Genomic DNA, 13,898 nt, shown 5'->3' on the forward strand with positions numbered 1-13,898 from the left:
ATTGGGAGTGATAAGGAAGATGAATCTGAGACCTGAAGAAATCAGTTCTGTGATAAAATCACAGATATTAAAATATGAATCCAAACTTCAAGTCGAAGATACCGGTACCGTATTACAGGTCGGCGACGGCATCGCCAGAGTCCATGGACTTGAAAAGTGCATGGCAGGCGAGCTCCTCGAGTTCCCCGGCGACGTATACGGCATGGTATTGAACCTTGAGGAAGACAGTGTTGGTGCGGTTTTGTTCGGCTCCGACACCTTTATCCGAGAGGGCGACTTGGTAAAAAGAACTGAGCGCATTGTTGAAGTCCCAACAGGTGACAGTCTGCTTGGCCGCGTAGTCAACGCTCTCGGTCAGCCTATTGATGGCAAAGGACCAATCATTTCTGAGAAGTTCCGTCCTATCGAAAGTCCTGCACCTGGCGTTATCGCAAGAAAATCAGTCCATCAGCCGCTCCAGACGGGCATTAAGGCGATTGACTCCATGATTCCAATTGGCAGAGGCCAGCGTGAGCTGATCATCGGAGACCGTCAGACAGGCAAAACGACTATTGCTATCGATACAATCATCAACCAAAAGAAGGAAAATGTCATCTGTATCTACGTTGCCATAGGCCAGAAGAACTCCACCGTTGCACAGTTGGTTAAGACCCTCGAGGACAATGATGCCATGAAGTATACCATCATCGTCGCGGCGTCCGCGTCTGAGCCGGCACCGCTCCAGTACATCGCGCCATATGCGGGATGCGCTATGGGTGAGACGTTCATGCACGAGGGCAAAGACGTTCTGATCATTTATGATGACCTTTCCAAGCACGCGGTTGCCTACCGCGCCATGTCCCTGCTGCTCCGCAGACCGCCAGGACGCGAAGCTTACCCGGGCGACGTTTTTTACATCCACTCAAGACTTCTCGAGCGCGCAGCAAAGCTCAACGATTCTCTGGGCGGCGGCTCTTTGACAGCGCTTCCTATTATTGAAACCCAGGCAGGCGACGTTTCGGCGTATATTCCTACCAACGTTATTTCAATCACGGATGGTCAGATCTTCCTCGAGTCAGAGCTCTTCTTCTCCGGTCAGCGACCTGCGGTTAATGCCGGCATCTCGGTATCCCGCGTTGGCGGCGACGCTCAGATCAAGGCTATGAAAAAGGTCGCTTCCAAGATCAAGCTCGAACTCGCTCAGTATCGTGAACTTGCGGCGTTTGCACAGTTTGGTTCTGAGCTCGACAAAGAAACCAAGGCAACCCTGGATCACGGCGTCCGTCTCATGGAGATTCTCAAACAGAAGCAAAATGATACCATGTCCGTTGAAGACCAGATCATGATTATTTACGCCGTCACCAATAAGCACCTCATGGAGGTTCCTGTCGAGGCTGTCAAAAAGTTCGAGAAAGAATTCCTTGAGTACATGAGAGATCACCGTCCTGAAATCGGTGCGGCCATCCGCTCGACAAAAGAGCTGAAAGATGACGTCGTCGCAGGGCTCGAAGAAGCCATCAAGAACTTCAAGGCAGGATTTTCCTTCGAGGATCTCGATCAGGCTATCTGATCTGAAGACGTCACCTTAGGAGGGATCGATAGTGGCAGGAATGGGAACGCGCGACATAAAGCGCAAAATTAAAAGCGTCAACTCCACCATGCAGATCACGAAGGCCATGGAGCTGGTTTCCACTGCGAAACTCAAACGCTCCAGGGACCGGATGGATATTACGCGGCCCTACTTTGAAACCGTTCTTGAAACTGTCCAGGACCTCATGAAGACACAAAAGAAGATCAAGCATGAGTTTCTGGATTACAGAGAAGTCAAGAACAGCATCTATGTTATAGTCACAGCGGACCGCGGACTGTGCGGAGGTTACAACAACAACGCCATGAAGCTGGTATTTGAGGATATCAAAGACAAATCCAGCGCGAAAATTATCACCATCGGCAAAAAATCCAGAGACAGCTTTACAAAGCGCGACTATAATGTAGTCCGCGAGTACGTCTATATTTCAGAAAATCCGCAATATTCGGATGCCCAGGAAATGGCCAAATATCTTTTGAAGCTGTATTCCCAGGAAGAAGTCGATGAAATCAAGCTCGTCTACACGCGTTTCATCAGTACGATTTCCCAGCAAGCGACCATGCTGAAGCTTTTACCGATGGTCATGGAAGCCAAAGTTGAGGAAGAAAAGGTCGAGGAAGAGGGCGACGACGAGAGCTACATGGTCTACGAGCCATCGCCGGAAACGGTACTGAGCTATGTGATTCCAAAGTACATTGAGAGCACCATCTATGGCGCACTTGTCGAGTCAGCAGCAGCGGAACAGGCTGCGCGCCGCCTTGCAATGGAAAATGCGAATGACAACGCTGAGGATATCATCGACAGTTTGACGCTGTCGTTCAACCAGGCGCGTCAGGCATCCATCACGCAGGAAATTTCTGAAATTGTCGGTGGTGCGGAAGCGCTCAAATAGGGCTTGTCCCTTAGGAACCAACTGATTGGAAGGGTGTGAAAGCTATATGGAGGGTAAAGTGGTACAGATCATCGGCCCGGTTCTCGATATTCAATTCGAGACGGAAAATCTGCCGAAGATCTATGACGCGATTCGCGTCGAGTATAAAGATATCAAGCTGACGGCTGAGGTCGCCCAGCATATCGGTAACAACATAGCGCGCTGTGTCTCCATGTCCTCAACGGACGGATTGGTACGCGGCGTCAAAGCAGTCAACACAGGTGCGCCTATTACGGTGCCGGTTGGCAAAGTGACACTTGGACGTTTGCTGAACGTCCTCGGTGAAACGATTGACGAAAAAGGTGACATCGAAGGATCTCCTGTGCTTCCAATTCACCGTGAAGCGCCGCCGTTCGAAGAGCAAGTCACAAAGACTGAAATTCTCGAGACGGGCATCAAAGTCGTCGACCTCATCGCACCGTACGCCAAGGGCGGAAAAATCGGCCTCTTTGGTGGCGCCGGCGTCGGCAAGACGGTTCTGATTCAGGAGCTCATCAACAACATCGCTAAAGAGCACGGCGGACTTTCGGTTTTTGCCGGCGTTGGCGAGCGTACCCGTGAAGGAAATGACCTCTATCACGAGATGATCGAATCCGGCGTTATCGACAAGACGACCATGGTCTTCGGTCAGATGAACGAGCCGCCTGGAGCGCGTATGCGCGTCGGTCTTACCGGTCTGACAATGGCGGAGTACTTCCGGGATACAGAAGGTAAGGACGTTCTGCTGTTTATCGACAACATTTTCCGCTTTACACAAGCGGGTTCTGAGGTTTCTGCGCTCCTCGGCCGCATGCCGAGCGCCGTTGGTTACCAGCCAACCCTCGCAACGGACATGGGTGCCCTTCAGGAGCGCATCACGTCCACTAAAAAAGGCTCCATCACTTCGGTTCAGGCTGTCTATGTACCGGCGGACGACTTGACTGACCCGGCGCCTGCAACGACCTTTACGCACCTTGACGCAACGACGGTTCTCTCCAGAAAGATTTCTGAGCTCGGCATCTACCCTGCGGTGGATCCGCTTGACTCGGTTTCCAGAATTCTGGCGCCGGAAGTTGTCGGCGACGAGCACTATGACGTCGCGCGTCGCGTTCAGGCGATTCTTCAACGTTACAAAGAGCTTCAGGACATCATCGCCATCCTCGGTATGGATGAACTTTCTGACGAGGACAAAACGGTAGTTGCGCGCGCGCGCCGCATTCAGCGCTTCCTCTCTCAGCCGTTCCACGTCGCTGAGCAGTTTACCGGCTTCGCTGGAAAATATGTTCCGGTCAAAGAAACGGTCAGAGGCTTCAAGGAAATCCTCGACGGTTTTCACGACGGACTTCCTGAGCAAGCGTTCCTGTATGTTGGTTCGATCGATGAGGCCGTTGAGAAGGCAAAAAGCCTTAAATAACGCTAAAAATCGATCTTCAGGAGGTGAGCCCAGGTGGCAACGAAATTTTTGCTGGAAATAGTGACGCCCGACAGAACGTTTTTCAACGGAGAAGTCGATATGGTGATCCTCAGGACCACTGAAGGCGACATTGCGATTATGTACGACCATGAGCAAATGGTAGCTCCGGTCGCCATTGGTTCTATCCGCTTGCGGCTGCAAGGTGAAGAAAAGTATAGAGACGCAGCCTGCAGCGGCGGCTTTATGACGGTAACCTACGACAAAACAACGGTGGTCACGGATTCTGCTGAGTGGGCTGATGAAATTGATCTGAACAGAGCTAAAGCGGCTCAGCAGCGTGCTCAGAACCGTCTTGAAAGGCGAGACAGCGAACTCGATTACGCGAGAGCAATTGATTCGCTGTCTCGAGCGATTAACCGGATCAGAGTGGCAGAGAAAAACTAATCTGAATAGAGAGCATTCACGCACTAAGGAACGATTCGCCAAAACTGGGGTCAACCGCGTAAAAGCGCTGACCCCGGCTATGGCTCCGAGGTGCGGGGGTGCTTTTTAATTTGGCCTGATATTATATCTGTGAGACATTATAATCGTCCACTAATCTGGTATTTTGGAATATAAATAGTCCCGCGGTACTAAATAATCCCCTCGTGAACCTTTTATCTTTTTGCTTGACGATTTTTGCGTTATAATGAAAGAGGTTGAACTTTCTTTCATAATTGTATATAATGCAAGCGGTGAATTATGTCTGGGGCGACCTAATAAAAGCTTCAAGTCATGTTGCGGATATTTGGCGATCGCGAGAGGAGGCCAATTTTGGCAAATATATTAGTGAATAAAAGCGGTCCTTTGAAAGGACGCGTCAAAATAAGTGGTGCAAAAAATGCAGTGCTGCCTATCATGGCGGCTACGCTGCTGGCAGACACACCCTGTGTACTTGAGGATGTGCCGCCGCTTAAAGATGTTGAAGTTATGAGTGAGGTACTCAGAGCCTTCGGCGCTGACGTCAGCGGCATTCAGGACGGCATTTTGGAAGTGAATACACCGGTCATTACACAGACGGAGGCTCCGTTTGATTTGGTTCAGAAAATGCGGGCGTCTTTTTTTGTCATGGGACCATTACTGGCCAGATGCGGCATTGCCCGCATACCAATGCCAGGTGGCTGTGCAATTGGCGCCAGGCCCGTGGATCTCCATCTGAAAGGCTTTGCGGCTCTCGGTGCCCATGTGGAACACGGCGAAGGGTTTATTGAAGTTCGGGCGGAGAAATTGGTCGGTAATAGTGTTTATCTGGATTTTCCGAGTGTGGGAGCGACAGAAAATATCATAATGGCAGCGAGTATGGCAGAAGGTACCACAATTATTGAGAATGCTGCTGAAGAGCCTGAGATTATTGATCTGGCTAACTTTTTGAATAAAATGGGTGCAAAAGTCAAAGGTGCCGGTACGGACACTATTCGCATACAAGGCGTAGAGAGACTATCAGGGGCGCGGCATCAGGTAATTCCGGATCGCATTGAGGCGGGGACTTACATGGTCGCAGCTGCAATTACAAATGGAGATGTTATAGTTGAAAATGTCGTGCCAAGCCATCTCAAACCAATAATCGCCAAGCTGAAGGAAGCCGGCGTTGTCATTGAGGAGTTTGAAGACTCACTGAGAGTTATTGGTCAGGGTAAAATCAATTCAGTTGATGTCACGACTCTGCCATATCCTGGTTTTCCCACAGATATGCAGGCTCAGTTTATGGCATTGATGGCTGCGGCATCAGAATCCTCTGTCATTATTGAAACCGTTTTCGAAAATCGATTTATGCATGTGGCAGAGTTGAACCGAATGGGCGCGGACATCAAGATTGAAGGTCACAGCGCTGTCGTTACAGGTGTCAGAGCGCTCCACGGCACGAAAGTCATGGCAACAGATCTCAGAGCGGGTGCAGCCCTAATATTGGCCGGTTTGATCTCAGATGGAACCACCGAGATTGGAAATACTTATCATATTGACCGTGGCTACGTGGAGATTGAAAACAAACTCCGACAGCTGGGTGCCAATATTTCGCGCACAGAAAGCTGACAAACAGATTTGGATTGGATTATTCTGGCAGTCTATTGCTGCCACCCCTTGAAACGCATAAGACATTAGGAGGTCAGCTATGTTTGGATTAGGCACTGAAATTGGGATCGATCTGGGTACTGCCAGCGTTCTCGTTTTCATAAAAGGCAAAGGCATTGTACTTCAGGAGCCCTCTGTGGTCGCAATTGACCGGGATACAGGCCGCGTACTTTCCGTAGGCTCAGAAGCGAGAAAGATGCTTGGCAGAACGCCGGGCAATATCGTAGCAATTCGTCCTCTGAAGGACGGCGTCATTTCGGATTACGAAGTAACCGAAAAAATGCTGCGTCACTTTATCAACAAAACCTGTGGTCCACGCAGGTTTATCAAACCTAAGATCATAATCTGCGTGCCAAGCGGCGTTACAGAAGTCGAAAAGCGCGCTGTTATCGATGCGACTATTGAAGCAGGCGGCGGAAAAACCTTTCTGATTGAGGAGCCCATAGCGGCAGCAGTCGGCGCGGGTCTTGACATCACAAAGCCGGATGGTAATATGATTATTGATATTGGCGGAGGAACTGCGGACATAGCGGTTATTTCTCTTGGCGGAATCGTTGTCAGCAAATCCATAAAAGTTGCCGGTGACAAGTTTGATGAAGCGATTATCAAATACATGAGAAAAGCCCATAATCTGTTGATTGGAGAGCGCACTGCCGAGGAGCTTAAAATGGAAATCGGCACGGCTTCGCCGCGTCCTAAACCCGTCACTATGGATTGCCGGGGCAGAGACTTGATTACGGGTCTTCCAAAAAATATTACAGTCAGCAGTGAAGAGATGCTCGAAGCGCTTAGAGAGCCAGTCAATGCAATCAGTGATGCTGTCCACTCCGTACTTGAGAAGACACCGCCAGAACTGGCATCTGATATCAGCGCGAGAGGCATTGTCATGACGGGCGGCGGCTCATTGCTGCATGGACTAAACCGTATGCTCGAAAAGAGAACGGGTATTCCAACTTATGTTGCTGAGGATGCCATATCCTGTGTCGCCAAGGGAACCGGCATGTCTCTTGAACATATTGACGTGCTTGAGAAGAGCATGATGACGCATCGCCGGCGTTAGAGAATAACGGTCGACAATAAAAGAATGGATGACGGCGCGTTGGAAAATTTCCCACGCGCCGTATTTTTAAAGTTGAAATCAAAGCGGCTTTAGCGGGGGGCATTGATAATGAAGGTTCACGTGTATGAGATCCATGCCTTTACCGAGGGCGTAAGCGGTGGCAACGCGGCGGGGGTCGTGATTCAGCCTGGAGTTTCCTTGCTGTCAGAGACTCAGATGCTCGACATTTCAGCCCGAATGGGTTTTTCCGAAACGGCGTTTGTCATGGAGAGCGATCTGGCGGACTATAAGGTGCGCTTTTTTACCCCTACAGAAGAAGTTGAACTATGCGGACACGCGACCATAGGTACCTTTTGGCTGCTTGAGCATCTTGGACACTTAAAGGGAAGACAGACACTGGTTCAGGAAACAAAAGCAGGCTTGCTTAAAATCAAAGTTTCACCGGAAGAGATTCTGATGGAGCAGACAACACCTGTCTTTGGACCTATTCTTGAGCCAGAGGAGATCTTCTGGTCGCTGGGGTTGTCAGAGGACAATCAAGCGCCGGGCCTTCCGGTTCAAATTGTCTCCACCGGACTAAAGGATATTCTGGTGCCGGTGAACAGTATAGAAGCCTTGCGATCAATCCAGCCTGACCTGGAGGAGATCATCAAAATCAGTGAAGTTAACGGCGTCACAGGCTACCATTGCTTCGCGCTGGCATCAGGACAGGATTTGACCCAAGAGACAAGTCGTCCGGTGTTCACTGCGTGGTGCCGCAACTTCGCGCCATTGTTTGGTATTGCAGAGGAGTCGGCAACCGGAACCTCAAATGGCGCCCTGGCTGCGTATTTGAGTGCCTACGGAGCGGTTGGTAACGGTTTTGGTGTGTCCTTCGGAGCTTCCGGCGCGGATGAACCTGATGCCCATTCAGACGCTTCAAGGCCTGTTATGGAAGAGGTCATGAGCTTTGCACAGGGCATGTGGATGGATCAGCCTTCAAAAATAAACGCCAGGGTGCTTTGGAGCGAGAATACCGGCGAATTGGTGGACACAGGCCTGATTCCTGACGAGGAGAATCCACAGGGAGAAATCCCAAAACAAACATGGATTCAGTCCGTCTGGGTTGGAGGTTCAGCAAGATTGTCAGGGGAAACAACACTTGAAATTTAGCCGGATTGGATTAGGAGGGCAAACATGTTAAACAGTATTGAAATTCAAAAAATCATTCCTCACCGTTATCCGTTTTTGCTTGTGGATCGAATAGAAAATTTTGAGCCCGGAAAAAGTGCGGTGGGTATAAAATCAGTATCAGTTAATGAGCCCTTTTTTCAAGGACATTTTCCGGGCAACCCTATCATGCCGGGCGTATTGATTGTTGAAGCCCTGGCTCAGGTCGGTGCGGTCGCGTTAATGAGTTTGGAAGAAAATAAAGGAAAACTTGCTGTTTTTGCGGGTATAGATGAGGTAAGGTTTAAACGCCAGGTTGTGCCTGGAGATCAGCTCAGAATGGAAGTCGTCCTTCACGCATTCCGTCGCGGCATTGGAAAAGGTGAGGCTATTGCCTATGTAGATGGCGAAATTGCCTGCAAGGGTGTACTTATGTTTGCGGTCATCGAGAATAAAGGGCTTTAACAAGAGTTTATACTTTAATTGAGCGCGGCTGAGCAACCAAGGCAGCTGCCTTAAAATCCCAGCACTGGAGGGATAGCTTTGGCGGGTTTGGTACTTGAAGGCGGCGGCGCCAAAGGCGCCTATCATATGGGCACCTGGAAGGCGCTCAGGGAGCTAGGCATTGAAATTGACGGTGTTGCAGGCACTTCTATAGGCGCGATCAATGGTGCCTACATTATTCAGGATGACTTTGAGCTGGCATGGGAAATATGGTACAACATGAAGCCGTCACTTGTTTTTAATGGTGACGAGAAGCTCATGAACAAGATTATTCGCATGGATCTTGAAACTGAAGATTTAAATAAACTCAGAGCTTCGTTTAAGCGGTTCATCGCTGAAGGCGGGCTGGATATCACCCCCCTCAGGGGGCTTTTAAAGCGTACGGTGCGGGAGGAGGCCATTCGAAGATCCAATAAGGTCTTTGGCTTTGTGACTGTCTCTCTGTCTGATTTCAGGCCTCTGGATGTCTATCTTTCGGAAGTTCCGGACGGTATGCTCACAGAGTATTTGATGGCCTCGGCCAACCTGCCGGTTTTCAAACTGGAACGCATCGACGGTAAACTATACATAGACGGTGGCTTTTACGACAATTTGCCGGTAAGACTTCTTAAGCAGAAAGGTTTCAAAGAGATCATCTGCGTAGAGTCTCAAGGAATGGGAATTAAGCAGAAGTTTGACAGTACCGGTCTTGAGATCACGCGCCTGTATCCTTCCGGTGACTTGGGAAGAACACTTGAAGTTATTCCTGAAACCCTTCACCGCAATATGAAAATGGGGTATTATGATACGCTCAAGCATTATAAAAAATTTAAGGGCAATCAATATTACGTTGATCAATTGCGGGAAAATGCTTATTACATACAGCGATTTTCTCAGATGGATGAAACCGTCATTGCCAAACTTGCAGCGCTGCTAGGAATCAAAGATAAAAGCCCTCAGCGGCTTTTATTTGAGGATCTCATTCCTAAGCTCTGTGAATTGCTAAAGCTTGATGCAACGGCCTCCTATGCTGAGATTGCCCTGGCTTTAATGGAGTATGGCGCCGAGAAAGTCGGGATTGACCGCTTCCGGATCATCAGTGATGTTGCGTTGTCTGATGAGGTCCTTACCAGTGAACCTCTGATTCAGGTGGAGGAACGAAAAAAAATTCCGGGTTGGCTGCCTGACGTTTTGAAGAGCAACGGATTATATTTAAATACCATCAGGGACCAACTGCTCGCTGCGGTTCTTGAGGAACTGCTGAAAAAAATATGACACTTTGGAGGGGAGCATCATGGACGTTCAAAAAATGTATCAGCATTGGTTAGAGAGCCCTTATGTGGATGAGGATACTCGTCATGAACTTCTGGCTATTAAAGAAAATGCCAAGGAGATTGAAGAACGCTTTTATAAAGACCTGGAATTTGGTACAGGCGGCATGCGAGGCATCATAGGCGCAGGGACCAACCGAATGAATCGTTATGTGATTCGAAAAGCCTCCCAGGGATTTGCAAAATATATACTCGATCGGGGCGCAAGAATAGAGCCCGCTATAGTTATAGCCTATGACACGCGCAGATTTTCCAAAGTGTTTGCTTTGGAGGCTGCTTTGGTTATGGCCGCCAACGGCATTAAAGCCTATGTTTATGAAGGTGTTCGAACGACGCCTGAGCTTTCTTTTGCTGTTCGCTATCTCAACGCCTCCGCAGGCATTGTCATCACCGCGAGCCACAATCCTCCTGAGTACAATGGCTACAAAGTATACGGGGAAGATGGCTGCCAGCTCGTGCCTGAAGAGGCGGACAAAGTCATTGAGGCTGTTCTGGCGGTCAAATCCTTTGAAGATGTCTCTTACATGGATGAGGCTGCTGCCAAGTCAAAAGGACTGCTTGAAATTGTGTCGGAATCTGTTGATCAGGCTTACATCGAAGGTGTTGTAACAAAAACCTGTACGCCTTCAATGTTCAATAGCCCACCTGAGGGCTTTAAAGTGGTGTTCACACCGCTTCACGGCACTGGCGGACGGCCGGTAGTGAAAGCGCTGGAGGCACTCAATTTCAAAGGGTTGATCCCTGTCCTGGAGCAAATGGAAGAAGACAGTGATTTTACCACCATCAAGCTGCCAAATCCAGAAGAAATGGAAGCCTATGAGCGTGCTGTGGCTTATGCTGAACTGTATGGCGCTTCTGCGGCTATTGCCACGGACCCGGACTGCGACCGCGTGGGTGTTGTTGTCAGAGATGATCTGGGACGTTACATTAAACTGACGGGCAATCAGACGGGTGGGTTGCTGCTGGACTACATGATCTCTCAACTGCGGGAACTTCCAAAGAATCCGGTGGTCTTGGATACAATCGTCACCTCGGACTTTGGCGCAGCCATAGCGAAGAAAAATGGCATTGAAGTGGTCAGCACCTTGACGGGCTTCAAATTTATTGGAGAAAAAATCCGTCAGTATGAAGATGGTTCCAAAACTTTCCTCTTTGGCTATGAAGAAAGCTATGGCTATCTGATCGGAACAGATGTCAGAGATAAGGACGCCGTCATTTCTACAGTCTGGATTATTGAAATGCTGATGCACTATTATAAGCGAAAGGCAACTTTGCTGGATCGCCTCGACGCGCTCTACAGAGAGTACGGATACCACTATGAGACACTGGTCAATCTCAAGCGAGAGGGCAAGGACGGCATGGCGCAAATTGGCCAGATAATGGCAAACGCCAGAAATGACCGCATGGATGTCGTTGCGGGCCTCAAAACTGTTAAAATAACAGATTTTGAAAATGATCCTACCGGCCTTCCAAAGTCAGATGTTGTCAAGTATGAGCTCGAAGGCGGCACTTGGTTCGCCATTCGACCATCGGGCACAGAGCCAAAACTCAAAATCTATGTCTCTTCCGTGGCAGCCTCCGGTGAAGAGGCGAAAACCAGGGCAGACGCAGTTGCAAAAGAGGTACAGAGCCGGTTGGTGCCTGTTGTCTAACCGCATGAAAGGAAACGATATGGGAAAAGTAATCGAAGGGCGGTTTTCCCGCCCTTTTTCACAGCGCGCGGAGCTGATAGACGCACAGGCTACGGCGACGAGGCTGATGGGTGTTGTTGGCGTCGTCGCCCGCTGGCGGATAGACGGATCAAGAACCATGTATCAGCTTTTGCATTTGGACTATGAAGACTACGGCATTGACGCCTATGATGAGTTTGACGCCATGGAAAAAGATCGCATTGAGCAGCGTGTCCTGGAGATGACCGGCGGCCTGGGCGGTGCCTTCAAATCCATTACCTATGCCGAGTTCGCGTATCTCGTCGCTACGGCTCATGCGGTGGATCCGGAGTCGCCTAATGCCATCTATGATTTTCTGCCCCAGTACAGTTTCATCTTGCAGGACTATGAGAAGAACGGTCTGGGAAGAGAAGCTGCCTTACAGCTTTTTGACCGCCTTGGCCCGTCCCCAGCCTCAGAATGTGAGCATCTTCATTACTATCTTATGAGGCTGCATGGCCAGGATGCCGAGGGCATTCTGTACCTTGGGGATCTCGTCCTGGACGAGCGCTTGGACGGTCCAAAGTCGACGCTGCTCAAAAATATTGTCAAAGAAGGGACTGAAGCCGGGCATTTTCGCTGTGAAGCTTTGATAGAAAACGAAAATGGCTATTTTGTTCGCATCTTTGATCTTGTCTTTCACAACGATCTGCCGGATCATCCGCAGCGCTGGATTGGCAGCTGTGAACTCAAGCACCAGCTGGCAGTGTCGCCGGTAGAAGCGTCCTTCATGCTTCGCAAGTCGGAGTACATCACCCTCTACAGCATACTTGACCCTGCGTTTGTCACTGAGTTTGAGTCATCCATGCCAGAGCTTATGCCCAACAGTTATCTGGCTGGGGAGCTTTTTACAGAGTTTAATCAAGACAATGCTCATGTGTCGGAATGGATCTACTATTTGAATGGCGACGTTTTTGCCAATTATTTTGTGACGGAGTCCCACCAATTGCTGGTTGCGGCTTTTGACCAAGAAACGCTGAAAACCATTGAAAAGCGTTTTGCCGATGGTCACCTGAACCAATATTTGTCCAAAGTGGGCGACTTTTCGGCGGATCAGCCTTTATTGTACGATTTTATCAATAGCGGCCTTTCAGATTTCTTCGAATACCTGTAAATCCCCAAAATGAGAGGGGGACGGAGGCGTCACCTGATTACAGGTTTGCAGTAAGGAGCGGTGCCAATGGTACTTCAGCAAGTCTTTGTCATATTTTTGCTCATAGTGATTGGCGCACTCGTCAAGCGGCTTAAAGTCGTCACGGATGGCGTGATCCGGGAAGTGGGAAGCCTGGTGCTCAATGTCACACTGCCGGCGTTTTTGATCACTTCCATGAACATGGAATTTTCTCCCTCTGTCCTGAAGAGCAGTGCGATCTTTATTGTCATCTCACTCTCGGTTTATGTGTTTGGCATTCTCATGGTCAAACCGGCGACTTGGCTTCTGAAAGTGGACGGAAAAGCCATGGACGTCTATGAGTATATAATTTTATTTTCAAATTTTGGTTACATGGGATACCCGGTCATCAATCTGATTTATGGCGCCCAAGGCGTCTTTTACGCGGCGATCTACAATCTGCCGTTTTCTTTTCTGGTGTGGACGCATGGCGTTCACGTACTGAAGCGCCACACGGATTCGGCAGGCGTAAGCTCGAAGAAGGTTCATATCAATGCCAGTTTGGTTGCAATTGTGACAGGCTTTACCCTGTTCCTGCTTTCAGTCGAGCTGCCGGCTCCAATATTTGATGCGCTGACTTTGGTCGGCTCCATGACAACACCGCTGTCTATGATGTTTATTGGGTTTATTTTGGCGGACAGTGATTTCAAACAACTGACCATGGATTGGAAGGTTTACGCCTTTTCTATCCTGCGACTGCTGATCATGCCCATCTGCGTCTATTTGGTACTTAAGACAATGGGTTTTGGGGGGCTGCTGCTCGGTGTGCCGGTGGTCATATCGGCCATGCCCGCTGCGGCCAATTCAGCCGTCATAGCGGCCCAATACGGGAGTGACTACCAGCTCGCCAGCCGTGCCATCTTCATCTCGACACTTCTGTCAATCGCGACCATTCCGTTGTTTGTGGCACTGCTTGCAGCATAAGCTGTGCGCTTACAAAAAAATAGTGCCGTGAAATTGGTTGATTTCCAATTTCACGGCTTTGTTTTTTGGGA

Annotated in this window: 12 protein-coding genes; all 12 read left to right on the forward strand. The window is 49.4% G+C overall.

The features are described 5' to 3' along the window. Positions 1–19: 19 nt before the first annotated feature. The 12 genes from atpA to AC4PHM_RS13870 all read left to right on the forward strand — a co-directional run bounded on the left by atpA (position 20) and on the right by AC4PHM_RS13870 (position 13,827). On the forward strand, positions 20–1,549 hold the full coding sequence (gene atpA / locus AC4PHM_RS13815) for a F0F1 ATP synthase subunit alpha (protein ID WP_492018335.1): 1,530 nt from the start codon (positions 20–22) through the stop codon (positions 1,547–1,549). A gap of 40 nt (positions 1,550–1,589) precedes the next feature. Further along, positions 1,590–2,459: an ATP synthase F1 subunit gamma gene (gene atpG / locus AC4PHM_RS13820; RefSeq protein WP_492020522.1), complete on the forward strand. Its 870-nt coding sequence runs from the start codon at positions 1,590–1,592 to the stop codon at positions 2,457–2,459. 46 nt (positions 2,460–2,505) lie between these two features. Next, the gene (gene atpD, locus AC4PHM_RS13825; protein WP_492018336.1) at positions 2,506–3,891 is read left to right on the forward strand and encodes a F0F1 ATP synthase subunit beta; all 1,386 of its coding nucleotides are present in this window, start codon (positions 2,506–2,508) and stop codon (positions 3,889–3,891) included. Positions 3,892–3,924: 33 nt separating this feature from the next. Continuing rightward, entirely contained in the window at positions 3,925–4,335 is a 411-nt protein-coding gene (gene atpC / locus AC4PHM_RS13830) for an ATP synthase F1 subunit epsilon (RefSeq protein ID WP_492018337.1), read from the forward strand. A 369-nt stretch (positions 4,336–4,704) separates the two neighbouring features. Next, positions 4,705–5,961, forward strand: a complete 1,257-nt coding sequence (gene murA / locus AC4PHM_RS13835) for a UDP-N-acetylglucosamine 1-carboxyvinyltransferase (protein ID WP_492018338.1) — start codon at positions 4,705–4,707, stop codon at positions 5,959–5,961. 79 nt (positions 5,962–6,040) lie between these two features. Next, positions 6,041–7,060 (forward strand): rod shape-determining protein, encoded by a 1,020-nt coding sequence (locus AC4PHM_RS13840; RefSeq protein WP_291400293.1) that lies wholly within the window; start codon positions 6,041–6,043, stop codon positions 7,058–7,060. Between the two features lie 108 nt (positions 7,061–7,168). Then, complete coding sequence (locus tag AC4PHM_RS13845) at positions 7,169–8,212, forward strand: PhzF family phenazine biosynthesis protein (RefSeq protein WP_492018339.1); 1,044 nt, start codon at positions 7,169–7,171, stop codon at positions 8,210–8,212. A 24-nt stretch (positions 8,213–8,236) separates the two neighbouring features. Further along, positions 8,237–8,674, forward strand: a complete 438-nt coding sequence (fabZ, locus tag AC4PHM_RS13850; protein ID WP_492018340.1) for a 3-hydroxyacyl-ACP dehydratase FabZ — start codon at positions 8,237–8,239, stop codon at positions 8,672–8,674. A gap of 78 nt (positions 8,675–8,752) precedes the next feature. After that, positions 8,753–9,967, forward strand: coding sequence for a patatin-like phospholipase family protein (locus tag AC4PHM_RS13855; protein WP_492018341.1), 1,215 nt, complete (start codon positions 8,753–8,755; stop codon positions 9,965–9,967). A 19-nt stretch (positions 9,968–9,986) separates the two neighbouring features. Further along, complete coding sequence (locus AC4PHM_RS13860) at positions 9,987–11,675, forward strand: phospho-sugar mutase (RefSeq protein ID WP_492018342.1); 1,689 nt, start codon at positions 9,987–9,989, stop codon at positions 11,673–11,675. Between the two features lie 19 nt (positions 11,676–11,694). Further along, positions 11,695–12,846: a hypothetical protein gene (locus tag AC4PHM_RS13865; RefSeq protein WP_492018343.1), complete on the forward strand. Its 1,152-nt coding sequence runs from the start codon at positions 11,695–11,697 to the stop codon at positions 12,844–12,846. Between the two features lie 66 nt (positions 12,847–12,912). After that, a complete protein-coding gene (locus tag AC4PHM_RS13870) occupies positions 12,913–13,827 on the forward strand; it encodes an AEC family transporter (protein WP_492018344.1) in 915 nt (304 codons plus the stop codon). Positions 13,828–13,898: the final 71 nt, after the last annotated feature.

It is taken from the genome of Acidaminobacter sp. QWL-03 (genome assembly GCF_058683855.1).

What these genes read in the sequence shown, in the direction of transcription:
- AC4PHM_RS13860 (WP_492018342.1), top strand. Translation starts at nt 9,987, where the DNA reads ATGGACGTTCAAAAAATGTATCAGCATTGGTTAGAGAGCCCTTATGTG.
- fabZ (WP_492018340.1), top strand. Translation starts at nt 8,237, where the DNA reads ATGTTAAACAGTATTGAAATTCAAAAAATCATTCCTCACCGTTATCCG.
- AC4PHM_RS13870 (WP_492018344.1), top strand. Translation starts at nt 12,913, where the DNA reads ATGGTACTTCAGCAAGTCTTTGTCATATTTTTGCTCATAGTGATTGGC.
- AC4PHM_RS13865 (WP_492018343.1), top strand. Translation starts at nt 11,695, where the DNA reads ATGGGAAAAGTAATCGAAGGGCGGTTTTCCCGCCCTTTTTCACAGCGC.
- atpA (WP_492018335.1), top strand. Translation starts at nt 20, where the DNA reads ATGAATCTGAGACCTGAAGAAATCAGTTCTGTGATAAAATCACAGATA.
- atpD (WP_492018336.1), top strand. Translation starts at nt 2,506, where the DNA reads ATGGAGGGTAAAGTGGTACAGATCATCGGCCCGGTTCTCGATATTCAA.
- AC4PHM_RS13840 (WP_291400293.1), top strand. Translation starts at nt 6,041, where the DNA reads ATGTTTGGATTAGGCACTGAAATTGGGATCGATCTGGGTACTGCCAGC.
- AC4PHM_RS13845 (WP_492018339.1), top strand. Translation starts at nt 7,169, where the DNA reads ATGAAGGTTCACGTGTATGAGATCCATGCCTTTACCGAGGGCGTAAGC.
- atpG (WP_492020522.1), top strand. Translation starts at nt 1,590, where the DNA reads ATGGGAACGCGCGACATAAAGCGCAAAATTAAAAGCGTCAACTCCACC.